General features: G+C 42.0%; 19 protein-coding genes. 11 read left to right on the top strand and 8 right to left on the bottom strand.

The annotated features are described in order from the left end of the window. Positions 1 to 167 precede the first annotated feature (167 nt). Complete coding sequence (locus FC093_RS23690; RefSeq protein ID WP_170971001.1) at positions 168 to 317, top strand: hypothetical protein; 150 nt, start codon at positions 168 to 170, stop codon at positions 315 to 317. Positions 318 to 487: 170 nt separating this feature from the next. Here FC093_RS23690 and FC093_RS05335 read toward each other — a convergent pair whose 3' ends face one another. Both FC093_RS05335 and FC093_RS05340 read right to left on the bottom strand, forming a co-directional pair. Beyond that, positions 488 to 1459, bottom strand: coding sequence for a YitT family protein (locus FC093_RS05335; RefSeq protein ID WP_137260718.1), 972 nt, complete (start codon positions 1457 to 1459; stop codon positions 488 to 490). Positions 1460 to 1685: 226 nt separating this feature from the next. Beyond that, the gene (locus FC093_RS05340) at positions 1686 to 4256 is read right to left on the bottom strand and encodes an outer membrane beta-barrel protein (RefSeq protein WP_170971002.1); all 2571 of its coding nucleotides are present in this window, start codon (positions 4254 to 4256) and stop codon (positions 1686 to 1688) included. 249 nt (positions 4257 to 4505) lie between these two features. Between FC093_RS05340 and FC093_RS05345 the strand changes: the two genes are divergently transcribed. The 3 genes from FC093_RS05345 to FC093_RS05355 all read left to right on the top strand — a co-directional run bounded on the left by FC093_RS05345 (position 4506) and on the right by FC093_RS05355 (position 7666). Beyond that, the gene (locus tag FC093_RS05345) at positions 4506 to 4985 is read left to right on the top strand and encodes a hypothetical protein (RefSeq protein ID WP_137260720.1); all 480 of its coding nucleotides are present in this window, start codon (positions 4506 to 4508) and stop codon (positions 4983 to 4985) included. A gap of 277 nt (positions 4986 to 5262) precedes the next feature. Then, the gene (gene tkt / locus FC093_RS05350) at positions 5263 to 7305 is read left to right on the top strand and encodes a transketolase (RefSeq protein ID WP_137260721.1); all 2043 of its coding nucleotides are present in this window, start codon (positions 5263 to 5265) and stop codon (positions 7303 to 7305) included. A gap of 169 nt (positions 7306 to 7474) precedes the next feature. Further along, on the top strand, positions 7475 to 7666 hold the full coding sequence (locus tag FC093_RS05355; RefSeq protein ID WP_137260722.1) for a hypothetical protein: 192 nt from the start codon (positions 7475 to 7477) through the stop codon (positions 7664 to 7666). Positions 7667 to 7760: 94 nt separating this feature from the next. Here the strand turns inward: FC093_RS05355 and FC093_RS05360 are convergent, their stop codons facing one another. Both FC093_RS05360 and FC093_RS05365 read right to left on the bottom strand, forming a co-directional pair. Further along, complete coding sequence (locus FC093_RS05360) at positions 7761 to 10355, bottom strand: TonB-dependent receptor domain-containing protein (RefSeq protein WP_137260723.1); 2595 nt, start codon at positions 10353 to 10355, stop codon at positions 7761 to 7763. Positions 10356 to 10554: 199 nt separating this feature from the next. After that, complete coding sequence (locus FC093_RS05365; RefSeq protein WP_137260724.1) at positions 10555 to 10929, bottom strand: hypothetical protein; 375 nt, start codon at positions 10927 to 10929, stop codon at positions 10555 to 10557. 120 nt (positions 10930 to 11049) lie between these two features. Here FC093_RS05365 and FC093_RS05370 point away from each other — a divergent pair, with 120 nt between their 5' ends. After that, entirely contained in the window at positions 11050 to 11709 is a 660-nt protein-coding gene (locus FC093_RS05370) for a transmembrane-type terpene cyclase (RefSeq protein ID WP_137260725.1), read from the top strand. 27 nt (positions 11710 to 11736) lie between these two features. Here FC093_RS05370 and FC093_RS05375 read toward each other — a convergent pair whose 3' ends face one another. After that, on the bottom strand, positions 11737 to 12216 hold the full coding sequence (locus tag FC093_RS05375; RefSeq protein WP_137260726.1) for a Mut7-C RNAse domain-containing protein: 480 nt from the start codon (positions 12214 to 12216) through the stop codon (positions 11737 to 11739). A gap of 283 nt (positions 12217 to 12499) precedes the next feature. Between FC093_RS05375 and rsgA the strand changes: the two genes are divergently transcribed. Next, the gene (rsgA, locus tag FC093_RS05380; protein WP_137260727.1) at positions 12500 to 13426 is read left to right on the top strand and encodes a ribosome small subunit-dependent GTPase A; all 927 of its coding nucleotides are present in this window, start codon (positions 12500 to 12502) and stop codon (positions 13424 to 13426) included. A 427-nt stretch (positions 13427 to 13853) separates the two neighbouring features. Here rsgA and FC093_RS05385 read toward each other — a convergent pair whose 3' ends face one another. After that, on the bottom strand, positions 13854 to 14132 hold the full coding sequence (locus FC093_RS05385; protein WP_137260728.1) for a DUF3630 family protein: 279 nt from the start codon (positions 14130 to 14132) through the stop codon (positions 13854 to 13856). Between the two features lie 302 nt (positions 14133 to 14434). Beyond that, entirely contained in the window at positions 14435 to 14953 is a 519-nt protein-coding gene (locus FC093_RS05390) for a gamma carbonic anhydrase family protein (RefSeq protein WP_137260729.1), read from the bottom strand. Positions 14954 to 15119: 166 nt separating this feature from the next. On the opposite strand from FC093_RS05390, the gene FC093_RS05395 reads away from it, so the two are divergent. From FC093_RS05395 to FC093_RS05410, 4 genes are all read left to right on the top strand, one after another. Beyond that, a complete protein-coding gene (locus FC093_RS05395; RefSeq protein ID WP_137260730.1) occupies positions 15120 to 16325 on the top strand; it encodes an aspartate aminotransferase family protein in 1206 nt (401 codons plus the stop codon). Between the two features lie 28 nt (positions 16326 to 16353). Beyond that, positions 16354 to 16827, top strand: a complete 474-nt coding sequence (locus FC093_RS05400; RefSeq protein WP_137260731.1) for a hypothetical protein — start codon at positions 16354 to 16356, stop codon at positions 16825 to 16827. A 349-nt stretch (positions 16828 to 17176) separates the two neighbouring features. After that, positions 17177 to 17644: a hypothetical protein gene (locus tag FC093_RS05405; protein WP_137260732.1), complete on the top strand. Its 468-nt coding sequence runs from the start codon at positions 17177 to 17179 to the stop codon at positions 17642 to 17644. Positions 17645 to 17810: 166 nt separating this feature from the next. Continuing rightward, entirely contained in the window at positions 17811 to 18083 is a 273-nt protein-coding gene (locus FC093_RS05410) for an acylphosphatase (protein WP_137260733.1), read from the top strand. A gap of 198 nt (positions 18084 to 18281) precedes the next feature. On the opposite strand, the gene galB is transcribed toward FC093_RS05410, so the two are convergent. Beyond that, a complete protein-coding gene (galB, locus tag FC093_RS05415) occupies positions 18282 to 20705 on the bottom strand; it encodes a beta-galactosidase GalB (protein WP_137260734.1) in 2424 nt (807 codons plus the stop codon). Between the two features lie 313 nt (positions 20706 to 21018). Here galB and FC093_RS05420 point away from each other — a divergent pair, with 313 nt between their 5' ends. Beyond that, a complete protein-coding gene (locus FC093_RS05420; RefSeq protein WP_137260735.1) occupies positions 21019 to 24003 on the top strand; it encodes a S8 family serine peptidase in 2985 nt (994 codons plus the stop codon). The last annotated feature ends 692 nt before the right edge of the window (positions 24004 to 24695 follow it).

The raw sequence follows: 24695 nt of genomic DNA on the forward strand, positions 1-24695 counted from the left end.
TAAAAAAGGTACAGCAGGACGGCAGTAATGACCTGCCAAAAGGTAAATAAAAATGAGTGGCATGGCATTTGTTTAAACGTTTAAACAATTTGGGTTACCTTTTTCTCTTTATTGTATTAATGTGTATAAGATACACATCTTATTGATGAACTTTAAAATTTAGAATTATGAACTCGATTAAAGATTTGATTTTTGACAGAGAAATAGTGTCAAAGCTAAGGCAGGCTAAGATGACTAAAGAAATGTTGTATAACCATCTTAGCAACGGCAGGATTACCTTACAGGAATACTTAATTGCCAGCAGAAACCTGGCCTAAGCTGCCACAACAGCCATATAAAATTCTCCCCGTTTAAACCGGGAAACTTATACAACTTCTTCTTAAACAATTGCTTACGTTACTTGTTTAACTGCAGACTAAACAAGATGGCGTAAGCAAATTTTTTTGCGCGTAGCACGTAGCAGGAAAAAGGCTTAAATAAAGGATAATTAATGCTCCAGCGGACGCTTTTTTATCATGCCGCCCCTGGTATCTTTTACTGCACTCATCACCACAAAGGCATACTTGTCTATACGGATTATTTCGGTGTTTAGCTTATTGAGTTCCAGCCGCGTAACAACGGTGTATAATATATCCATGTCTTTCTTTTCGCCCTTTTTACCAAACCCCTGCTTACCGCTATACACTGTTACGCCTCTTCCCATTGTATTAACAATCATTTGCTTTATCTCCTCGTTGTGCACCGAAACGATGGTAACGCCGGTGTATTCTTCAATACCTTCTATTACAAAATCAAGCGTTTTGGATGCAGCCAGGTAAGTAACCATTGAGTAAAGGGCATTCTCTATAGATAATAAATAAGCGGCTGCAGAAAAAATAATCACATTTACCATTATAATCACATCGCCTACGGTTGTGCCCAGCCTGCGGCTGAGAGAAATAGCCAGCACTTCGGTGCCATCGAGTACGGCACCGCCCCTTATACTCATGCCAATGCCAGCACCCAAAAAGAAGCCTCCAAACACCGCAACCAGAAACTTGTCGTGTGTTACTTCAGGAAAATGAACGGTAGCCACACATACAGCCAAGCCAGTAATAGATAGTGCTGTTTTAACAGCAAAAGCTCTGTTAATTACTTTAAAACCAAGAAATACAAAAGGGATATTAATAATAACGAGTAGCCAGTACAACGGTATGCCCGAAATAGTAGAGATGAGTAGCGATATGCCTGTAGCGCCGCCGTCTATAAAGTTGCTTGGTAGCAGGAAGCTTTCGAGCCCAAAAGCAGCAGAGCCAATGCCGAGCATCATAAAAAAAATGTCACGAACCAGGCTAAGGGTTAGAATTTTAAACTCAAAAAAACCTCTGGCAAAGTCGTAATCCGAATAAGGCTCTGGCGCTTTATGCTGCCTGTTTTTGAGTACTGTTTGTATTACAATCTGCTTCCAGAATGGATTCATAAACAATTATAATTTTTGCACAGTAACAAGATACGGAAACAAATCCTTACAAGCAACAACCTGTACTACATAGCAAAAGGTTTACGGTATTCCAAAAATGATAACAGACCTTATTACCTGATTTTTAAAGAAAAATCAGGTAATAAGGTCTGCCAGCAACTATTTACAGCTGCAGATAAAATAGATATGCAACAATTCAAATGATACTCATTTCATTACTGTCTCACTAACCCTCATCATCATTTGCACCGCCGTTATTGTTCCTTTTCTTGAAGATATCAAAATCGCCGTTGCCAAACTTGTAGCTGAAGGTAATACGGAATGTGCGCACATCCCAGCGGCGGTAAGCATCCTGGTAAAAATCTTCGGTATCGTAAATAGTACCCCAGCGGCGGGTGTTAAAAATGTCGTTGATGTTGAAAGAAATAGCTGCTTTTTTATTCCGTAAAAACTCTTTACGCATCGCAAAATCCGATACAAACTGCTGTTTGGTCTTGCCTTGCGGAATTACACGCGGTGCTTCGTAATCTGCTATTAACTGAAAGCTCAGATTATTAAACAAGCTCTTTTGCGGAGTAACTATCTTATAGTTGGTTATCAGCTTGGTATCCCAGTAAAAGCCCGAGTTGCTGAGGTCAAGGTCATTTACTTTGGCACTTGTTTGCCGGTATTGCAGATCCAGGTTGTAAGTAAATTCAAGATTGTCGAAGAATTTTTTTGTCACCGTAAATTCTGCGCCCATCCGGTTGGTATAGCCTGCATTGATAAATGTATTTAAAATAGCATTGGGCGATACGCCGGCATTGATTAACTGCTTGTACACATCGGTGGTAATAGTATCGCTGTACGAAGTAATATCTCCCTGGTTGTTTTTAAAATACAACACACCCAAAAAGGAGCCACTCTTATATTGATTGAAATAATTGAACTCCAGGGAATTCGTGTATTCCGGACGAAGAGCAGGATTGCCTTGCCTGATGTTCAGCGGGTCGTTGATGTCAATAAAAGGATTCACTTCCCAAAATCTTGGCCTTCTGATGCGCCTAGAATAATTTAACTGGATATCCTGGTTCTCATTCAGTTTTTTAGTAATAAAAATACTCGGGAACAGAGCATCCCAAAAATGCTTCAGATCTTCAGGATATTTGTAGCCAAAAGATAGCGCACTGTCCATCAAATGCCCATCCAGCTTAGAAAACTCCATACGCAGGCCAAGCTGGTATTGAAAGCTTTTCCATTTATCAGCATAGTTAAAATAGCCGGCGTTTACGGTTTCTTTGTATTTATAGTTGCTGCTTAACGGCAATTTCGTTTCTACCGCATTATCCACTGCATACGTACCAAACCGCGTGGTGGTATTGCTGGTAAAACTTCGCAAACCAAATTCCACACGCCTGCTTTCGTTTATTTTATTGCTGTAATCTGCCTGTACGGTCAACTGGTCATCATTGCCCGAACCGTCGTTGCGCACATGTGATTGTGGCTGGTAAATACTGCCATCGGGGCTATAATAATTATTAAAAATGTCAGAACCGCTGCCTCTTGTACCTTTATTGTAGGTAACATCGGCGGTCAGTTTTTGGTCGGGCGATTTAAATGTTTTATCAAAGCTCAAACGACTGCTCGACCGGCTGAAATTGCCGGTACCATCGGTATAGCGCAACCCGGTATAATCGAGCTGCTGCAGGCTGTCGAAATACTGTTGATCCTGATCTTCGTGATTACTGAAGCGTCCATTGTGAAAACCCTGTGTAAAAGAAAGCGTTGTTTTACTGTCAATAAAATAATCCGCACCCACACGGATAGAGTAAAATTTTCTATGCCTTTTATTGCTGGAATTTTGGGTAAAATAATCGGTAACAATGCCATTATCCTTATTTATCCGGTAAGCACGCTCGTTGGTTGTTCCATCCGATTGGTTATAGTTGGCACTGCCAAAAACATTAAAACTTTTTTGCCGTACATTCAGGCTTATATTGCCATTTAATACACCCGGTGTACCAGCGCCAACAGATGCAATACCATTAAAACCCTTTCTCTTATTTTGTTTTAAAACAATATTAATAATACCACCGGCACTCGATGCATCGTACTTAGCCGATGGATTGGTGAGCAATTCTATTCTTTCAATATCATCGGCGGGTATCTGGTCTAAGGTAAGTATGGTAGGACGGCCATCAATCAATATTTGCGGACTGCTATTACGCATTTGCACATTGCCTTCCACGTCCACCGTAAGCGAAGGAATATTTTTCATTACATCTACCGCTGTCCCGCCTTTACTGGTGATGTTTTTTTCTACATCAAATATTTTCCTGTCAATGCCAAACTGCAAAGCCGGTCTGGCAGTGGATGTAACTACTACACTTTTTAAATTATTGGCCTCGGGCAGCAGGCTTATTGTTCCTAATGCCTTAGTAATGATACTTTTTCTGCCAGTTTCTTCTTCACCCGGCTCGTTAAAATTAATAGTGCGCATACCTGTGCCATAGCCAATAGCCGTGATAGTAACATTGTATTGGCTATTAAACGGGATATGCAATATTTCGAAGGAACCATCCTGCGCTGTAATCTTGATGGTAGAGTAATAATTATCCGTAGCAACAGCCGGTGTGCCCGTGTTTGCAGCAGCCACGCGCACTACCGCGCCCGGTATAGGTTTATCGGTCAGTCCATCAGTTATCTTGCCCGTCAAAGTAATATTTACATTCTCATAATCGGGTCTGGGCGAAACATCCTGCGCCAGTATATTTTGTACCACCAAAAACAACAAGCCGACAGTTATAGCTATTTTCATTAGACAATAATTTTTTGCTGCTGCACCAGGCAACGGCATTCTGATTAATAAATAAACCGAAGGGGTAACGAATAAAAGGTCAACAATCATCTTGCCACGGAACGGCAATCAGGAACGGCAATGATACTACTATATTTCCGAACCATTTTTTAACGAATTGCAAATATGGTAGTTATTACTTATTGTTTTTCAAAGCAAAAAGTAGAATAAGTATGCATTTGTTTATTTTACTTTACCTATAAAAAATAAATGCAAACAGTAATTCAGTCTCTGAAAAAAATTATTTACCTATTTATTATACTTATTTGCATTTCGTGCCATCAGAATAATACAGATAACGGTAAGGAGGCAACCCGCTCCATACCAGCGGAAAGACCAAACCCAGATCCAAAGCCGGTAGCTACCTACAGCCAGGATATAACGAGCGAAATGGGCAGGCTGAACCATTGGAAGTTTGCCGTAGCGATGTACGAAACGCATCAAACATTTATGTATCGCGTGCAAATACAATATGCCGAACTAAACGTAACCGACAGCCTGCAATTGCCTAACCTTGGTTTTATGCCGAAGCCTGCCTTGCAAAAAGGCAAAGACGATTATTCGTGCGTCATTGGCTTTTTGGATGACAAAGGTGTTTTTAGAGACTACAAGCTGGTATCGGTAGCAAATGGCAATGTGCGCATTCACACCCTTAAATATTATAGTGTACAGCCGGGTACGGCACAATAACCTGTTTGCAACCGATAAGGATAAAGCACATAATAGTGCGAGTAGTGACTCATAAGTGAAGGAAAAAAAGCAAAAGAAAATTGCAACTTTAACATCTTGTTCCTTGCCAGCGCCTGTTTTGCATATTAAAATCTATATTACTTTAATATTAAACTCAAACATTTTAGCCGTATTACAGAATATCGCCAAAAAGATTACGCATAAACCATCGAAGTTTATATTTTTATCGGCTAAACAGTAAGACCTTCAATTATCTCATAACTAAAAACCGCTAATTATGGCTAACCAGTCCGCTGCAGAACAGTCAAATGTTGCAGAACAAACAAATATTGATCAGTTAAGTATTAATACCATCCGCCTGCTTTCGGTAGATGCCGTACAGAAGGCAAATTCAGGACATCCCGGTTTGCCGTTGGGTGCAGCGCCCATGGCATATGTGTTATGGTCAAAGTTTTTGCGTTTCAACCCGCAACATCCCGGATGGCCTAATCACGACCGTTTTGTTTTATCTGCAGGACATGGTTCGGCATTGTTATATAGCATGCTGCACTTGTATGGCTACGACCTTCCGATGGAAGAAATTAAGAACTTCCGCCAGGTAGGTTCCAAAACACCCGGCCACCCCGAATCTATGCTAACCCCCGGCGTGGAAGTAACTACCGGACCATTGGGACAGGGCTTTGGCAATGGGGTAGGTATTGCTATGGCAGAAGCTTTCTTAGCCGCCCGCTATAACAAAGATAGCTTCAAACTATTTGACCACTACACCTATGGCATTGTGAGCGATGGCGATCTGATGGAAGGCGTAGCATCGGAAGCTGCATCGCTGGCAGGGCATCTTAAACTGGGCAAAATCATTTATCTGTACGACGATAACAATATTTCGCTGGATGGCCCTACCAGCCTTGCTTATACCGAAGACGCCATGAAGCGTTTTGATGCGTATGGCTGGCACACGCAAACGGTACAGGACGGCAACGATGTGGCTGCCATTGAGCAGGCTATCCGCAATGCACAGCAGGAAACAGAAAAACCTTCTATTATAGCCGTTAAAACCATTATAGGTTTTGGCAGCCCGATGCAGGGTACCAGCAAAGTGCATGGTAGTCCGCTGGGTGAAGAGAATGTAAGAAAAACAAAGGAAACCCTTGGCTGGGATCCGAATATTACTTTTTATGTACCCGACGAAGTAAGAACACATTTACAGGAGCCGGCTAAAAGAGGTGCTGAACTGGAGGCTGAATGGAATAAATTGTACGAATCTTATAGTCAAAAATTTGAGCAGGAAGGCAAAGAGTTACACATGGCGCTCGAAGGCAAGTTGCCCGAAGGCTGGGATAAGGGTATGCCTGTATTTAAAGGTGGCGAAGCCTTAGCTACCCGGCAGGCATCGGGTAAAGCACTGGATATTATTAAAAAGAACGTTCCCTGGATGCTGGGCGGCTCTGCCGACTTAGCCAGCTCCAACGAAATGCCCACAAAAGGTGATATCAGCTTTCAACCGGGACATTATGATAATGGCAATGTATGGTTTGGTGTACGCGAACATGCTATGGGATCTATTATGAATGGCATTGCTTCGCACCACGGCGTGCGCACGTATGGCGGTACATTCCTTACTTTCTCCGATTATATGCGTGGTGCTATTCGTCTCGCTGCTTTAACCGAAGCGCCGGTAACCTACGTATTCACACACGATAGTATTGGCTTGGGCGAGGATGGTCCTACGCACCAGCCGGTAGAACAGGTAACCGCATTGCGTGCTATACCTAATCTTACGGTTATTCGCCCGGGCGACGCTAATGAAACCATAGAAGCATGGCGCATAGCAATGAAAAAAATGCACGGGCCGGTTGCATTGATTCTTTCGCGCCAAAAGATGCCAAATATCGACCAGGAAAAATATGCACCGGCTGCCGGTAATGTGCAAAAAGGTGCTTACATACTGAGCGAAGCCGAAGGTGGTCAGCCCGATGTGATTTTGATTGGCACCGGTTCTGAACTGCACCTTGCTGTACAGGCACAGGAAGAACTGAAAAAAGAAAATATCAAAGCACGCGTGGTAAGCATGCCGTCGTGGGAGTTGTTTGAACAACAGGATCAATCCTATCGCAATGAAGTACTACCTCCAAACATTCACCAGCGTGTAGCGGTAGAAGCCGGCATTACGATGGGCTGGTGGAAATGGGTAACTGCTGAAGGGGCGGTGATTGGTATAGACCGCTTTGGCGAGTCTGGCCCGGGCGATGAAGTAATGAAGCTATTTGGCTTTACGGTGGAAAATGTGGTGAACAAAGCAAAAGCTGTTCTGGGGAAATAATTACTTTTTAACCGCGAAGGTGCTAAGATGCGAAGATTTTAAATATAAAAGGTTCCGGACTGTTGAAGTCTGGAACCTTTCCTGTTAATATTCTTTGCTCAACTTCGCGACTTAGCGTCTTCGCGGTTCAACAAATGCGTCCTATTTTGCGACTCTAAAATATGCATGTGTGAAACAAAATAAAACAATACAGCCCGCAACTATTACAGCCATAGCTGTTGGTGCTGCAGCTTTAGGTGCTTTGGCAATGGGAGCTTTGGCTATCGGCGTTTTAGCTGTAGGCAGATTAGCCGTAGGTAAAGCTGTAATTAAAGACCTGAAAGTAGAAAAACTTACAGTAGGGGAAATAATAAGAAAGTAAGGCTTTGTTGCTCACAGATGGTACAGATAAACATAGATGGAATTCATATAATTCAGTGTTATCCGCCCTTATCTTTACCATCTGTGAGAATAAATCATTTTATCCTGAACCGTATGCCGGCATACAACATTCTGCCACTTACGGGTCCCCAAATCAGCGATGCATCAAAGTATTCGCTAAACGGCTGTGTGGCAGCGATAATAGCATTCTTTTGATAAAAATTAGTGAGGTTTTCTCCACCAACATACACATCAAAGGGATTCTTTTTGCCCAATGTTTTGCTTACCTGCGCATTCATCGTGACAAACGAGGGCGAATAACCTGCCCGCTGATACATTGGCGGATTAGCAGTTGTAGAAGGTAATCTTTTCTTACCGCTGTAACTTACTGTATAATCAAACTTCCAGCCCTTTACTTCATACGCGAGGTTGGCAAATGCCCTGTTTTGGGCAGTTAATGGCTTCTCTAACAGTTGATCGCTGTATGTTGTTTTTACATCAAACAGGCGATACGCTAATCGAACATCTAAATGCTGAATGAGAATAAAAGATAACTCTGCCTGCAAACTGTTGGAGTAAGATTTGCCTTGCAGATTATAAAATTTGATGGTACGCGGGTCTTCTACATCTACTACCACCTGGTTCACAAAATCGTTCCTGAAGAAATCAACTCCTAAGTTAGCAGCTCTGTTAAACAACCTGAATTTCTGATCAACAGAAATGCCTTTATTCCAGGCCACTTCCGGCTTCAGACCATAAGCACCGGTTGCATCCCCGTTCATAATCTCAATGGCTCTGGCACTTACCAGCACACTATTGTTTTCAGCAAAAATATTAGCGGTTCGTTGTCCTCTGCCTGCGCTCACTCTTATAACCGTTCCTTTAATTGGCTCGTAACGCACGTTCAATCGTGGCGTAGTAAACCAGCCGTACAGACTATTGTAGTCTTCGCGAATACCGGCAACCACATCAAACTTATCTGAGGGAGTATAAGTGTATTCAAAAAAAGCGCCGGATACAATTTCCTTTCTTTTATAATTGTTTGTTTTAAAGTCTTCGTTGTATTTATCATACACAAAGCTTAACCCCGTGCGGAACTTATGCGTAGTGGTGTGAATGATGGATTGATAAATGAGATTGGAATAAAAGTTTTGCTGATGTGCATCGTAGTTGGTTAATCCAAAATAAGAGCTTTGCTGATGGTCGAATGCAGATAGCTGCAAGCCGACGCTTTTGTATTTCTTTTGCGGAAAAACATAGCCAATTTTTGCAAAGCCTTCTATCCGCTTTGTATTGATGGCCAAACCATAATTGTTGGTGGTAAACTTATCAGTTGATTCGTTGTAATCAATTTGACCACCGGTCTTTTTATCATTCAGCAATTTTATTCCAAACTGACTCATCAAGCCTTTGCCATCATCGTAATTCCAGCGGTTAACAGCACTAAACAAATTACCGGTTGGCAAGTCCCGGAAGCCATCCTTATTAAAGTCTAATTTTTTATTGTTGAAAAAATCATCGTGCAGCAACAGCGTGGTTGACCATTTATTGTTCAGCTTTTGGGTAAGATTGAGATTGACATCGGTTTTACCAAAATCATTTACATACAGGTTGGCATACAGCCGCTCGCTGGTGAGCGGCTTTTTTAGTTCCACATTTATTTGCCCGGCAATGCTTTCGTAACCATTTGCTACCGAGCCGGTGCCTTTACTCAACTGTATGCTTTCTATCCACGTGCCTGGAATAGAATTTAAACCCAAAGACGTACCCAGCCCGCGCGGGCCCGGCAAATTCTCTACGGTTAATTGGGTATAAACGCCGGCCAATCCCAGGAGTTGAATTTGCTTGGAGCCAGTGACCGCATCGTTATAAGATACATCTACCGAAGGATTGGTTTCAAAGCTTTCACTCAGGTTGCAACAGGCTGCTTTAAAGAGCTCTTTTTGCGTAATGGTAGAGGTACGAAACGGATCTTTTGAAGATATGTAAGTAGATGCCCGCGAAGAAGTTACTTTCACTTCGTTCAACTGTGTACCGTTTGCCAAAACAATCTTCAAATCCTGTGCAGGAAAGGCAGCAATGGTATCAGATGCAAAGCCGGTATAGCTTATCACCAGTCTTTCGCCATCATGCTGAATGCTAAACACCCCGTTTTCATCGGTAGTGGTACCGGTATTTGTTCCAAGCCACACAATACTTGCTCCCGCTAAAGGTTTGAAAGCACCTTTTTTATCCTCTTCCAGCACTACGCCTTTAATGTAGTGTGTAGTAGCGTGTGTGGTACTGTTGTCCGATGCTGTTGCAGCAGCATCTTTTGTATGGTCTATATCTGCCATACTATTGAGTTCCCGGTAGCGGCAGCATTTGGGCAGTGCATAATAGTCTGCATCGGCTGCTTTTTTGGTATAAGTATCGTGCCCGGCAGCCGCAATTTTATTGTTTATTTTTTCCAGCGATAGGCGCTCTGTATTGTAAGTAACTGTAAGCATTTTAGTATCCAGATTCCAATCGGCTGCCTGAACACCTTTAACCTGCAATGCTTCTTCTATCCTGTCCTTGCATTGCGAGCATACGCCAGATACTTTAAAAATGGCAGTAGTGTCGGTATGGTTTGTTTTATCATTTTGTGCTTGCGATGTAATGCTGGTAAACAGCAGATACAACAGCACGATATATTTCAATCGCTTCATATATTCAATAGTTCGTTTGATGTGCTTCTTTTTTGCTCATAAAAAGAAAAAAACAGCAATAGTTAAGTATGAAATAATTACAGCATTTTTAATTAGATAGATTGCTCTGCTATGTGTGCTGTAATAAATAAAATAATGAAATGTGTGAACAGGATAAAGCAATAGCGAAACAATGCTTATTGCTTACAAGAAAGCAGTATCAAATGCGGAAAATACAATTGGATAAATAGAGCGGTAAACCATCGTCGTACAAAGGCGGCGCATGGCTGCGGTTGGTAGGTACAGATGGCCGTTCGGGTGAAAGAGTTATAAAAGCAGGTGCATAAAAATGCAGTGCTGCAAAATGCTTAGCCGGGAGGTAAATATCTGCACTGGCTACATGATTGTCTTTCAGTTTGAGAAACTGGTATTTTGTTTTGCAGCAACCTTCTTTAGTACACTTTTCCTTGTTGTTATCGGCAAGTGTAATAAATTTTGACTTCAGTTTTCCACAGCAGTAAAACTCTCCAAATCCTACGCCCATTGTAGAAACGGCGTAAGCACAAATGAGTAGTATGAGGAAAATTCTTTTCATTGCTTATTGCGCAACAAAGATAACCCGTTTTTCTTTTTTACTAACTTACAACCGCTTTCTGCTGCTGATATAACACTTTATACACAAACTAGCTTACGCAACCAACTAAATAAAGCAAAAGTGGAAATAGGGCCAACCTTAAATACTGCACTTACACTTACCAGCGGCATTTGCTGGACGGTAGTGTATATCCTTATCATCATCCGTTCTTTTAAAGATAAAACGTATGGAATGCCTTTTTGGGCGCTGGCTTTCAACATCAGTTGGGAAGCCATTTTTTCTTTAGTCCTCCTTTTTCCTACCATGCTGCTGCAAACGCTGATTAACAGACTATGGCTCCTTTTTGATGTGGCTATTGTAATTGCTTATTGCCTGTATGGACAAAAAGAATGGCCGGCGCAGATAAGCAAAAAATGGTTTTACCCCTATTCTCTACTGGTACTGATAACCGCTTACCTGTTTGTTTATCTTATCTCGGTTCAGTTGGACCAGTCGCGGGGCACGTATGCGGCCTTTATACAAAACTTAATGATGAGCTGGCTGTTTATCCTCCTGCTCATCAAAAGGCAAAGCAGGGAAGGGCAATCGGTTTGGATTGCACTATTTAAAATGATTGGTACGCTGGCGCCAACCATTCTGTATGGTGTCAAATCGCCGTTTGTTCTATTTTTAGGTAGCAGTTGCTTTGTAGCCGATATGATATATTTTATTATGGTTTTGACGATGTATAAAAAGCCGGTCGTACAAGCGGATAAAAAAGCAATGCTTTGGCAGGAATGAGAAAGTATTTGCGCTTATCCCAATAATTTATCGAATAGAATCCCCTGTAATTTTTTGTATAAAATGCACCATCCGGTTGTAATGTGGCCCTTTCCAGTAAAAACGCCTGCAATGGGTACATTGCCAAAATTGGTGATAATATTGGGCAGTTTTCTCCGGCAGTTCATTAATCACCGTTTCTTTCGCAACCGGCTCCAGCGCGCCATTACACACCATACATCTCGAAAAAGGCTGAATATGTGCTAATAAATGAAAATGCTGCAACACTGTTTTTAATTGCTCGGCAGGCGCATCGTGGATGATAATAAAAGTTTGTAGCGCATGCTGATGCCTGCCAATAGTAACATTGCGTGTTAGCAATACACATTGTTGTTCCAGGGCTATATTTACCAATGCTGCATTGGAAAAAGTATTACTATACACTGTATCAAAGCCCAGCATACGCAGCATGCTCGCCAGCTTTCCCAAATGTACATCGGCAATAAATAACGGTATAGCGGTTTCCATGTATAGAGTTGCAACACCAAGTTAATGCCAGCCTGTTGTGCCCCTGCATTTAACAAAAGTTATTAAAACTGCTGCACCTCTTTTATCGTATATAGTATGTAGAAAGGCAGATATAAATAGTACAGGATATGTTTTTGAAGGTTGAGTAGAAAGGGCATTGCACGGGGTAATGCCTTTCTGCTTTTTATTACACAAATGCCATCAGCAAAGGCTTTATTAAGAGATAACCCGCCTGCATCGCTATATTTTAATAAGCACTTACAATAGTATCTTCGCCAATACAATGCGGGCAATTATTTACAAATCTACAGGTAGCTGGTATATCGCTAAAACGAAAAGCGGGCAAACCTTCAATGCCCGTATAAAAGGCATTTTTAAAATTGATGAAATTACCTCTACCAACCCCATAGCTGTTGGCGATAGCGTGCAGTTGGTGCCCGAAACGGAGGAGGGCAATACGGCTGTTATTACCCAAATACAAGATCGCAAAAACTACATTGCCCGCAGCTCGCCGCACAGCAAAAGCCAGCACCACATTATTGCTTCCAACCTCGATCAGACTTTGTTATTTGCCACTGTTCGCGAGCCGCGCACTTCGCAAGGTTTTATAGATCGTTTTCTGGTATCTGCCGAGGCATACCATGTGCCTGCTATTATTGTGTTTAATAAAGCCGATGTGTACAGGCAAAAAGATATAGGCGTTTTTGAAAAACTGAAAGGAATATATGAAGCTTGTGGCTATTCTGTAATAAAGCTTAGTATGCAAACCGGCGAAGGCTTACCGGAACTTAAAGAATTGTTGCATGGTAAAACTACTTTGCTCAGCGGCCACAGCGGCGTGGGGAAATCTACCTTTATTAATGCCGTAATGCCCGGCTACAACCTGCGTACCACCGAAGTAAGCAACTGGAGCGGTAAGGGCATGCATACCACTACTTTTGCCGAAATGTTTGACCTGCCGTTTGGCGGCAGCATCATAGATACGCCGGGCATACGGGAGTTTGGGATAACCGATATCAGCCGGCAGGAATTATCACATTATTTTCCGGAAATGCGCGGACTGCTAAATGATTGCCGCTATAATAATTGCCTGCATACTAACGAGCCGGGTTGCGCCATAAAAGCTGCGGTGGAAAACGGTACTATTGCCTATAGCCGCTATATCAGCTATTTAAATATTTTGGATAGTATAGAAGACAAGCATTATTAAGAAGATTGTTGAGCCGCTTTATACCGCAAAGACGCAAAGTGTTTTAGCCAGGATTTTGGGATTATGCAGATGAAGAAGCTGAAAGAAAAACTTAAGATTATTGCTTTAGGCTGCTCTAAAAAGATAAAATTGATAAATGTTTAATTTCTCTGCGCCAAACGCTCATTATGCTGCGGTGAAAAACGTACTCGCTTAAAAGCTCAACTTTTATTCAACAGTTGAAATGAATGATGCCTCTGAAGCCACATAACAGCACCAAATTTGTTCCATAAAAAGGTAAAAACCCGGCACTTTGTACCGGGTTGTGTAGCAGCTTACGGCTTACACCTATAATCTAAGAACCATTTTTTACAATAAAGGAGCAATAAAGAACCACCCCGTTTTATGTGAAAAACAAGCAGGTTGATAAATAAGTAAAAGCTAAGTTTTAGTGCTGCAGTAATTTTTCCGCGAGTTTCTCTACCGCTTTGATGTCTTTTGCATTGCTGGTATGCAGCGATACGCCAGTGTAAATACTGTATTGCAGCATCAGTTTGTGGCCACGATAAGTAAAGTGCCATTCAATATTATCGGCATCATCACTTTTACCGGTAAAACGTACAAAACGGGTTTTACTCAATTTGTTGGTTAGGTTGTAAAATTCGGTAAGGCTGCCGGTTTCGCTAATCACCTTTTCTGTAGCGGTGGTGTAGTACATCGTTTGCATAGCTCATCTCCCCCATTATTTAGCATTTGTATTAATCATTAAATTTCTTACCGTGCTTTATTGCTTTCATAGCCTTAGGGTCTCCACTTAATACGCGCTCTGCACCGATATTGGCTCCATTGGTCGGACATCCTTTCTTTACAGCACAGGAGGTACAAACTAAAGCAATGCAAAAAAACAGGATAGCCTTTCTGAAGGGATTAAGAACCATAAAAATAAAATAAGCAATTAGTTTTGTTGTTTAGAAAGGCTACCTGTGTTGATAATAGACAAACGCCTTTTCAATTGTGCTGCACAAAAAATTAATTTTTTTTGAACCAGCCTGCATATTTCACGTAATTACCGGCAATCCGGTCTATTTCGCCGGTTATTTTTTCGGGAGAAATATCTTTTACTTTCTTTGCAGGCACCCCTGCGTAGATGCTACCTGCCTCCACATTGGTACCTTCCAGCACTACGGCGCCGGCAGCAATAATAGCATTGGAGTGTATCACGCACCGGTCCATTACAATAGCTCCCATACCTATCAATACATTATCGTGCACTGTGCAGCCATGCACAATGGCACTATGTCCAATAGACACATTATTGCCAATCTCAGTGGGGCAGCGTTCATACGTGCAGTGGATTACCGCATTATCCTGCACATTTACCCGGTTGCCCATGCGTATATAATTGACATCGCCACGCACAACCGCATTAAACCACACACTGCATTCATCGCCCATTACTACATCACCCACCACCGTAGCATTGGGCGCCAAAAAACAATTATTGCCCATTTGGGGTTCTTTTCCTAAAACCGGTAAAATAACAGCCATAAATAATTTTTATATACAACTAAAAGGCACAAAATAGCCCGTTTGGCAGAGTAAAGTAGGTATTTATCCTGAATAGTTTGCTTTTAGTGCAGTTTTTCCCGCTAAACCCCCGGCACTCTATCTCCTCTTCTTCAGCTACTTTTGTACTTTATTTTTAAACCAATTTATGGATAACCGGGCATTATTCCTGCGCCATGTAGCACAAACATCACCATCGCCTATAGGACTGGAAATGGTGCGCGCGGCAGGCATTTACCAATACGACATTAATAATAAACCGTATATAGATTTCATATCCGGCTTTAGCGTAGCCAATATTGGTCACAGCCACCCCAAAGTAATTGCTGCTGTGCAGGAGCAAGCTGCCGCCTATATGCACCTGATTGTATATGGCGAGTTTATACAAAATCCGCAAGTGGCGTATGCCCAACTGCTTACGAGCCTATTACCTCAATCGCTCAACTGCGTATATTTTACCAACAGTGGCGCCGAAGCCACCGAAGGTGCGATGAAGCTGGCAAAACGCAGTACCGGACGCACTAAAATTATTGCATTCAACAACAGCTATCATGGCAGCACGCAAGGTGCATTAAGCGCCATGGGCTGCGAATATTTTAGAAATGCTTACCGCCCGTTGCTGCCCGAAGTATATCATTATGATTATGGAAGTGCAGAAGCTGTAAAAGCAATAGATGAAAATGTAGCTTGTGTTTTAGTAGAACCGGTGCAGGCAGAAAGTGGTGTAACTAAACCGCCGGCGGACTGGCTAAAGCTATTGCGCGAAGCGTGTAATAAATGGGGTAGTTTACTGGTTTTTGATGAAATACAGGCCGGCTTTGGGCGAACCGGTTCTTTGTGGGCATTTGAACAAACCGGCGTTGTTCCCGACATTTTATTGCTGGGAAAAGCCCTGGGCGGCGGTATGCCGTTGGGCGCTTTTGTTGCTGATTATAAATTAATGCAAACCCTTACGCACAATCCGGTACTGGGGCATATTACTACTTTTGGCGGGCATCCCGTGTCGTGTGCCGCGGGCAAAGCTGCATTGGAAGTTTTATTGGAAAGCAATTGTATAAAAGCGGTAAAAAAGAAAGAACAGCTACTACTTCAATATTTGCAGCACCCGGCGATTTTGGCTGTACAAAGTGCCGGTTTGTGGGCTTCACTCCGGTTTAAAGACTTTGAAACCAATCTTGCCATTATTCATCGCTGCATTGCTAACGGACTAATCACCGACTGGTTTCTTTTTTCGCCCGAACGTATGCGCATAGCACCGCCATTAATCATTACCGAACAACAACTGGCGCAAGCCTGTGAAATTATATTGCAAAGCATTAAAGAAGTAGTAAGCGCTGACAGGCTTAATAGATAAGAATAGTGACGGTTAAATATTTTATTAAATGAAAAACAGATACTTTATTCTTACTGTAACTGCAACAACTTTAATTTTTACCAGATGCAAAAATATTAGCCCAAACAAGGCAGATAATCAACTGAGACCAGATAACAAAACACTAAAACAATCAGAAAATATTGACAGCATAAGTAGTTTGGAAAAAAGCTCAACTTTGCACTTACTGCAAGGCAGGTGGCAACAAGTGGAAGACAAATCTAACTTTTTAGTTTTTGATAAGAACCATAGAAGAGAAATAGCTGATGGAATGGATAAATGGGAGGATGAGATATTTGTTTTATCTGACCATTGCCTTAATGAATCAAATAGTGTTAGTAACGAACCAAAAGAAAAGGATAAATATATAAGCTGTAAAGAGTCTGACTTATGTTGGTATATTACATCATTGGACTCTAATTATTTAATCCTCACCTATTTGGAGCGGGGAAATGAGTTAATATATAAGCGTGTAAAAGAATAAATCAGCCACCAACGATAAGTTTATGCGAGTGGAGCGATGAACAAGTGCTCAACATTTATTTCAATTTATATTTCGAATGAAAACAAAGCTGACTTAATACAGGTTTCCACCTCCACAAAAAGTTGGAGAAGACAACTGTAAATAAGTGCATGGTCCGGTCTCCATTAAACATTTACAGATTAATCATTCCTTAATCTTTTTTAAGCAGCTTTAATGTGAGCATAGCTACAGCACCATTTAATTTTACAACCAATAAGTTATTCCAATATTCTGCATAACTTTTTGCAGTATTATTATAAACTTAGTTGTTGAATCCGGTATTTTTAACCTCCAATTTACTTGTATTGCCATGCTTACAACAAATGCAATTGTACCAGAAGAAATAAACGCGCCCACTGCCGAAACGAGCTTTGCCGCCACTGCCAAAAGTCAGTTTATTGCTTTTTTTCAAAGTAAAGGATTCGCTTGTGCAACAGATGCACTGCAACAATTGAAGGCTACTTACAACAAAATGACGGTGCGTTTTTCGATAAGTGATGCCAAAATTGCTTCCGACCAGGGATATGCTATTTGTTACGTAAGCTTCTCGCCGCTCAACAGGCGCTACAAAATAGCAATTGGCAATATACAGCAGGCACAAGCAGGCAATGAATATGCTTATACGCTGCTGGAAGATACGTTTGCAAGAGCCGGCTCTTCCAGACAAAAAAACAGCACTTTTTATAGCCTTGAGCAATTGCTGGATGCCGTTTTTCCTAAAGCAACTTCTTTTACAGGTGCCATTACTTTACAGTCGTTTTTTAGTTTTTTGTTTTAATAGAATAGCTACTTTAACGGAAGTGAACTTTTGATTGGAATGTACTATTGATGATTGGATAGGAATAGGAGCAAAAGCTGTGGCTATATGCCGCAGCTTTTTGTTTCTGGTAAATGATTGATGCAGATGTCGGGGTTTATCTTTGTGCTATAATTAATTGAATACCATGCCAACCGTTCACCTGCTGATAAAAGGAAAAGTACAAGGTGTTTTTTACAGAAAAACAGCTAAAGAAATAGCTGAAACAGAAGGTATAACAGGCTGGGTGCGCAATACCGGCAATGGCGATGTGGAAGTAATGGCCGGCGGCAGCGAAGAAGCATTACAGGCCTTTATTGACTGGTGCCATGTGGGTCCTGTAAGAGCTAAAGTAGAATCAGTAGCAATAACCCATGTACCCGATCAATTGTTTGAAACATTTGAAGTGAAACACGGGTAGTTTGCTAAAAGATGGCACGGATGAGCACATATGAAAAATAGGGTTTAAACCGCTAAGACGCGAAGGCGCAAAAAACGCGAAGAAAAATAGTGAATACTTGGTGCGACTTAATTTGTTTGAGTCTTGGTAGTTCTATATCCCGAAAACGCTATTTATAAATTTATCTGCGTTCATCTGTGCCATCTGTGAGAAACATCTTTACAAAGCCTTCATTACAATGCTCGCCCCTTGCAATCCATCTGCACTTGCCTGTAACGTAATGTCTCCCTTTGCACCGTTGGATTGAACAACGCACAACCCAAGTCCGTTAAACGTTTTATGCTGTGTTCCTTTAAACGGTTCCAGGTCGGTTTGCTGGCCGTTGTCCAGTCCCACTATACTGCCTTGTCCGGTTATATTATAATAGATAAGATTATCTGCATAAGGCACAGTATTGCCATCTTTATCCACAACAGTTACCGTTACGAAAGAAAGGTCTTTGCCATCGGCATGAATGGTGTTCCTGTCAGCTTTTAATACAATTTTGGCGGGAGCGCCTGCTGTTTTTATTTCTTGCGTTAGTACTGTTTTTCCGTTTTCAGTTGATATTGCTTTTAATGTTCCGGGCTGGTAAACAACACGCCACCATACATGCAAACTATCGCCTTCTTTATGTTTTTTACCTAACGATTTTCCATTTAAAAACAATTCTACTTCATCGGCATGGTTGTAATAAGCCCACACATCCACGGTATCGCCCACCTTCCAGTTCCAGTGTGGAAAAATATGCAGCACCGGCTCATTTGTCCATTCGCTTTTATACATGTAATAAATGTCCTTGGGAAAGCCGGCTAAATCAACAATACCAAAATAAGAACTGCGTGCCGGCCATCCATAAGGCGTTGGCTCACCGAGGTAGTCAAAGCCCGTCCAAATGAATTGCCCGGAAAGAAAATTGTACTTTTTTATCACCTTCCAGGTTTCTTCGTGGGTAGAGCCCCAGGGTGCACTGCAATTATCGTAAGCAGAGCAGGTAAGATCGGGATTGCCATTGTTGAAAGGAATATCCCAGCGCACCGGCCAGCGGCGGATACTGTCCGAAGGCATATCGTAATGACCTCTGGTTTCCAACGCCGAAACGGTTTCGGTAGCAATGAACTTTTTGCCTGGATACGTTTGCGGAAAAGCCGCATACAATTGATGATGATAGTTATATCCTATTAGATCTAACGCACCCGATTCAATAATCATATTCGGCGGTTCGGGATTGTTGTTGGCGGCAGTGATTGGCCTTGTAGTATCGAGGCTTCTAACAATATCAGCAAGTTCCCTGGCAATCATTTTGCCCGACGAATCTTCGCCATTTTTGCCACCCCATTGCTCCGGTATTTCGTTGCCAATGCTCCAGATAATAACCGATGGATGATTGCGGTCGCGCATTACCTGCGAGCGTAAATCTTTTTCATGCCACTCATCCCAATACAAATGATAATCGTATGGATTTTTTTGCTTTTTCCACATATCAAAGGCTTCATCCATTACCAGCAAGCCCATGCTGTCGCATAAATTTAATAATTCAGGCGCCGGTGGATTGTGCGAGGTGCGGATAGCATTCACACCCATGCCTTTCAATATTTCCAACTGCCTTTCCAAAGCCCGCCTGTTAACGGCAGCGCCCAGGCAACCCAGATCGTGGTGGTTGCATACGCCATTGATTTTAAAATGTTCACCATTTAACGAAAAACCATTATTTGCATCAAAACCGAATGTCCTTATACCGAAGGGTGTTACATAATCATCCAGTCCTGACTTCCCATCCAGCAACGTAGTAATTACTTTATATAAAACGGGGTGGTTGACAGACCACAATTTTGGATTAGTTAATGTGAGTTGCTGCGACACGTTGGTAACACTATCATTTAGTTCAACAAGCGTATTTATTTTATGCGCCACTTTATTGCCTTTATCATCCACAATCACCGTATTGAGTGTTACTTTATGCAAAGTATCTGCGCGGCAGATGCTGGTGTTTACCTGTACAGTAGCAGATGCATTGTTTACCACAGGTGTTGTAACATAAGTGCCCCAATGATCTACATATACCGGATTGGTAATGGTAAGCCATACATTGCGGTAAATGCCGCTGCCGCTGTACCAGCGCGAATTGGGCTGTTTGGAGTTGTCCACTTTTACAGCAATGGTATTAGGTGTGCCATCCACATGCAGGTACGGCGTTAGGTTGTACCGGAAGGAAGTATAACCATAAGGATGGAAGCCTACTTTATGCCCGTTTACCCAAACAGAACTATTCATATATACGCCATCAAAGTCAATAAGCACTTGCTTATTGCTGGATGCTTCGGGCAGCGTGAAGGTCTTTCGGTACCAGCCCACACCACCATGCAAAGCACCACCGCCAACGCCGGTAGGACTGTTTTTATCAAAAGCAAATTCAATACTCCAGTCGTGCGGGAGGTTTAGGTTGCGCCACGCAGTATCGTTCACGTTGGCTGCACTGTATTCATTTACGCTATCCAGTATAAACTTCCAGCCGTTATCGAAGTTTTCGATATATCGGATATGTGTTTGTGCAGCCGCCATCATACTAATAACAATACCTGCCAATAAGAATATTTTTTTCATAGGTGAAGATTGAAAACTTTACCGTTTCATTTGTTTTTATGTATCAAAAACTATACTTCAAAAAAAGTAATTGTTGGGGAAGCTGTATGGCATATTTATCCTCTGATGCAGTAATATTCCAATCTATTCTATGAGTAGTATGTATACCCGTTCCGGTTATAAAAGTTTTTTTATATAAAGGAACGGCTCCTATTTCCCTTTTACCAAAAAATACGACAAAACTGTTGAAAGATGCAGCCCGCCCCTTTCAAGACCTTGTTTTTACACCTTTCAAACAAACCAATTATTCTTTAACCCACTTAAAAATGCTGTTATGAAAAGACATTTTTTATTCGCATTTCTTATTGCTACCCTTTGCCTTGCCGTTATTGCATTCAGCGGCTTTAGGTATTTTCAGAAAGAACTGTATTATTATGAGTTTAACGAGAAAAAACTACTTGAAATCGTACCCAACAAATTTGTACTACGCTTCACCGGCAGCGATATTGCTAAAGCCAAACTAACTGCTTTTGAAAAAAGTGGTTTGCTGAAACCCCAGGAATGGAAAGACGAACGCACCATCATCGTCAATTTTTTGAAAGCGGCAACGGATAAAATTATCAGCGATTTGCAGGACGAGCCGGAAATGGTGAGTGTGCAGCCACTGTACACCACCAGTGCCGAAAAGCTGGATATTGCAGCTACCGATGAAATTTTGGTACGCTTTAAAAAAGGCACTGTCCAGGAAGTTATTGACCGTACTATCAAAAATTTCAATCTGCAACTCAAAGAAAAAGGAGAATTGTTTTACACTTTTACAGTTGCCAAAAAAGCAAACACTTTAGCTGTTGCCAATGCTATTATGGAAAGCGGCGTCGCTGAATTTTCCAATCCCAATTTTTATCGCCGCATCGAAATGTACCAAGTGCCGAATGATGAATTTTTTAATTACCAGTGGAACCTGCGCAATACCGGGCAGGTAATTAATGATGGGCATACCGGTACACCCGGCGCCGATATAAAAGCAGTGGAAGCATGGCCAATAACGATGGGCAGCAGCAGTGTAGTGGTTGCCGTAATTGACGAAGGTGTTACCAGCAATCACCCCGACCTGCCCAACACCCGCCAGGTACGGCTGAATGGCAGTAACTTCTCCACATCTGTACCAGGCAACAATCCGTCCCCCATAGGCGATGGCGACCATGGCAATGCCTGCTCTGGCATTATAGCCGCTACGCGAAACAACAGCGAAGGCGTAGCCGGCATTGCGCCCAATTGTAAAATAATGCCCATTAAAATTCTCAATCCCGCCGCTTCGGACGCTAATATTGCCAATGCTATCACATTTGCCAAAAATAATGGCGCCCAGGTAATATCAAACAGTTGGGGCTATGGCACTTCCGATCCCAACTATATACCGGCTATTGTGACTGCTATTAATGATGCGGTTACTACTGGTCGTGGAGGTTTGGGCTGTGTAATGGCTTTTGCCGCCACTAATACCGCCGATCATGTACATGGCAGTGCCGGCTACGTAGGTTTTCCGGGCAATGTAAATATTGCGGGTGTGCTTACGGTGGGTGCATCTGATCGTTATGATAAGCAGGCTAATTACAGCCCTACCAGCAATCCTGCCAGTGCCAACAACCAGATAGTAGATATTGTGGCGCCTTCGCACCGTGCTTATCCCACCCAGATAGCCGGCGAAGACTTTGAAATCTGGTCTATGGATATTCCGGGTACTTCGGGTTACAATCCTCAGTCGGGCGGCACGTATTTACCGGCGAGCGGCACCAATTACCAATCTTACACGGGGCGAATGGGTGGCACATCGGCTGCTACGCCCGAAGTAGCTGCTGCTGCTGCTTTGCTACTTTCTAAAAATGCCAATCTTACCCAGCAGCAGGTATTTAATATCCTTACCCAAAATGCCGATAAAGTAGGTGGTTATACCTACAATAGTTCGGGATTCAGTAATGAAATGGGATTTGGGCGTCTTAATTTGTACAGAGCTGTACTGAAAGCCGGTGCTGATTTATACATGAAAGATCAAACAACAGACAGCGGCATTGAACCTAACCCAAGCACCGATGCTTACTATGCTACGCCCGATATTTGGGTAAGGAACAGCAATGATGGCGGTACAGTACATCAAAACCCCGAAGCCGGCCAAACGAACTACGTGTATGTACGGGTAAGAAACCGCGGCTATTTAAGTTCACCTGCTTCGGGCAGCAAACTGAAACTGTATTGGGCAAAAGCTTCTACCGGGCTTAGCTGGACTTTCCCCTGGACAGGTGCTACTTATTCCTGCTCTGGTAGTACGGTAAGTATTGGCGGACAAATAGGCTCAGCACAAACTATTTCTTCCATCTCAGCAGGTAGTTATACCACGCTGGTATTTGCCTGGACACCACCAAAGCCTTCCGATTATCCCTGCTTTGGCGCTGATGCTTCTCACTTCTGCCTGCTGGCACGTATCGAAACAAAAAACAGCAGTCCGTATGGTATGGCGTTCTCCGAAACCACAAACCTGGGCAATAATGTGAAGGACAACAACAATATTGTATGGAAAAATGTTTCGATTGTTAATCTGCTACCCGATATGTCAACATTCCGCACCTCGGTGCTTATTGCAGGCGCCAAGCTGTTGCGCCGGTCTTTCTCCACTACCGATATTGCTTTTAATGTACCAGATGAAAAAGGTAACAATAATATATTGGGCGTGGCAAATATAGACATAGACCTGGGCGAGTTTACAGAAGCGTGGCTGAAGAATAATGGAAAAGTAGAAGGTGGAAGAGTGTATCAGGATAAGAATGGCAAAACGCTCATCAGGGTAGCCGCAACTAAAGGCAGGATTTATGGTGTGCCAATTGGTGCTACGCAAATGGGCAGCATTACGGTAGCAGTTACACCTGTGCAATTCAGTACCGGATTATTATACCTGTTTGATGTGCAGCAGGTGGACAGAACAGGCATCATTGGCGGCGAACGGTTTGATATTCAGTTTAATAAAACACGTACTGCTACAAAAGCTGCAGCACCCGTTGCATCCAATACACAACCTGCTACAAAAGACAACAGCCAGCAGCAGTTAAAAGTATATCAGGCAGGCAAGCAATTAAATATTGTAATGAATGATGGTAAAGAATATGTGATAACGGTTGCCAACAGCTTTGGACAGGTGTTGACGACTGCCAAAATGATTAATCAAAAAGTAATACCCGTTAATAATTATTTGCAGGGCATTTATTACATCAAACTCATCAATGCAAAAGAGCAAAAGATTGTTACTGCATCGGTGATGATACAATAAAAGATAAGCAGGTTTTCATATAGGAGTGTTGATGTGGTGAGGCTTGCCTTCTGGTGGGCCTCATTTTTTGAATAAGTAGAGCGGCATTAAAGCAGTTCCTCCCTTTTTGCAACTTGTTTTTCCAATATTGAAACTGATATTATAAGCTGTAATATTATAACTTACTTATTATCATTAGTTTCTATATCTGGCATTTATATTGGCATATTAGTAAAAATGTTAATTCCTAACGGGTGCGCGTTTCTACGCTGCGCCCCGATTTTTAAAATCGCTTTAGGGGGCCGCAACCAAACTAATTTTGCTTTGAGCATTTAAAACATATAAAACCCTCCCCACCTTTTGTGTATGTTAGTGTAAAAAGGAGTCTGCAACAGCAACTCCTTTTTTTATTTATGCTTTGCTCTTGTTTGAACTACGAAAACCCGGAGATCAGCAAGCTGCACAAAGTACTAATAACATGAGTAATTCCATTTTAAATTTAGTAGCATTACAATGTTTAGCTTAAAATCATAAGCTTGCAACTTATACACAACTTATTGAAAAATGATACCAGGCACTTCGTATATTTTCTTGTATTTGTATCCCAACTTTGCTGCAAGGCTAATTCGCGGCTTAAACAAAGGTTTGGTAAATATTTACAAATATTTTTTTATTACTAAGCCGTTAGCAGCAGCGTTTTCTAAATTTGTTAT

This window comes from Ilyomonas limi, from assembly GCF_005233845.1.
Taxonomy (GTDB): domain Bacteria; phylum Bacteroidota; class Bacteroidia; order Chitinophagales; family Chitinophagaceae; genus Ilyomonas; species Ilyomonas limi.

Coding starts and splice junctions, on each gene's coding strand:
- FC093_RS23690 (WP_170971001.1), top strand. CDS start 168: ATGAACTCGATTAAAGATTTGATTTTTGACAGAGAAATAGTGTCAAAG.
- FC093_RS05335 (WP_137260718.1), bottom strand. CDS start 1,459: ATGAATCCATTCTGGAAGCAGATTGTAATACAAACAGTACTCAAAAAC.
- FC093_RS05340 (WP_170971002.1), bottom strand. CDS start 4,256: ATGAAAATAGCTATAACTGTCGGCTTGTTGTTTTTGGTGGTACAAAAT.
- FC093_RS05345 (WP_137260720.1), top strand. CDS start 4,506: ATGCAAACAGTAATTCAGTCTCTGAAAAAAATTATTTACCTATTTATT.
- tkt (WP_137260721.1), top strand. CDS start 5,263: ATGGCTAACCAGTCCGCTGCAGAACAGTCAAATGTTGCAGAACAAACA.
- FC093_RS05360 (WP_137260723.1), bottom strand. CDS start 10,355: ATGAAGCGATTGAAATATATCGTGCTGTTGTATCTGCTGTTTACCAGC.
- FC093_RS05365 (WP_137260724.1), bottom strand. CDS start 10,929: ATGAAAAGAATTTTCCTCATACTACTCATTTGTGCTTACGCCGTTTCT.
- FC093_RS05375 (WP_137260726.1), bottom strand. CDS start 12,216: ATGGAAACCGCTATACCGTTATTTATTGCCGATGTACATTTGGGAAAG.
- rsgA (WP_137260727.1), top strand. CDS start 12,500: ATGCGGGCAATTATTTACAAATCTACAGGTAGCTGGTATATCGCTAAA.
- FC093_RS05385 (WP_137260728.1), bottom strand. CDS start 14,132: ATGCAAACGATGTACTACACCACCGCTACAGAAAAGGTGATTAGCGAA.
- FC093_RS05390 (WP_137260729.1), bottom strand. CDS start 14,953: ATGGCTGTTATTTTACCGGTTTTAGGAAAAGAACCCCAAATGGGCAAT.
- FC093_RS05395 (WP_137260730.1), top strand. CDS start 15,120: ATGGATAACCGGGCATTATTCCTGCGCCATGTAGCACAAACATCACCA.
- FC093_RS05400 (WP_137260731.1), top strand. CDS start 16,354: ATGAAAAACAGATACTTTATTCTTACTGTAACTGCAACAACTTTAATT.
- FC093_RS05405 (WP_137260732.1), top strand. CDS start 17,177: ATGCTTACAACAAATGCAATTGTACCAGAAGAAATAAACGCGCCCACT.
- FC093_RS05410 (WP_137260733.1), top strand. CDS start 17,811: ATGCCAACCGTTCACCTGCTGATAAAAGGAAAAGTACAAGGTGTTTTT.
- galB (WP_137260734.1), bottom strand. CDS start 20,705: ATGAAAAAAATATTCTTATTGGCAGGTATTGTTATTAGTATGATGGCG.
- FC093_RS05420 (WP_137260735.1), top strand. CDS start 21,019: ATGAAAAGACATTTTTTATTCGCATTTCTTATTGCTACCCTTTGCCTT.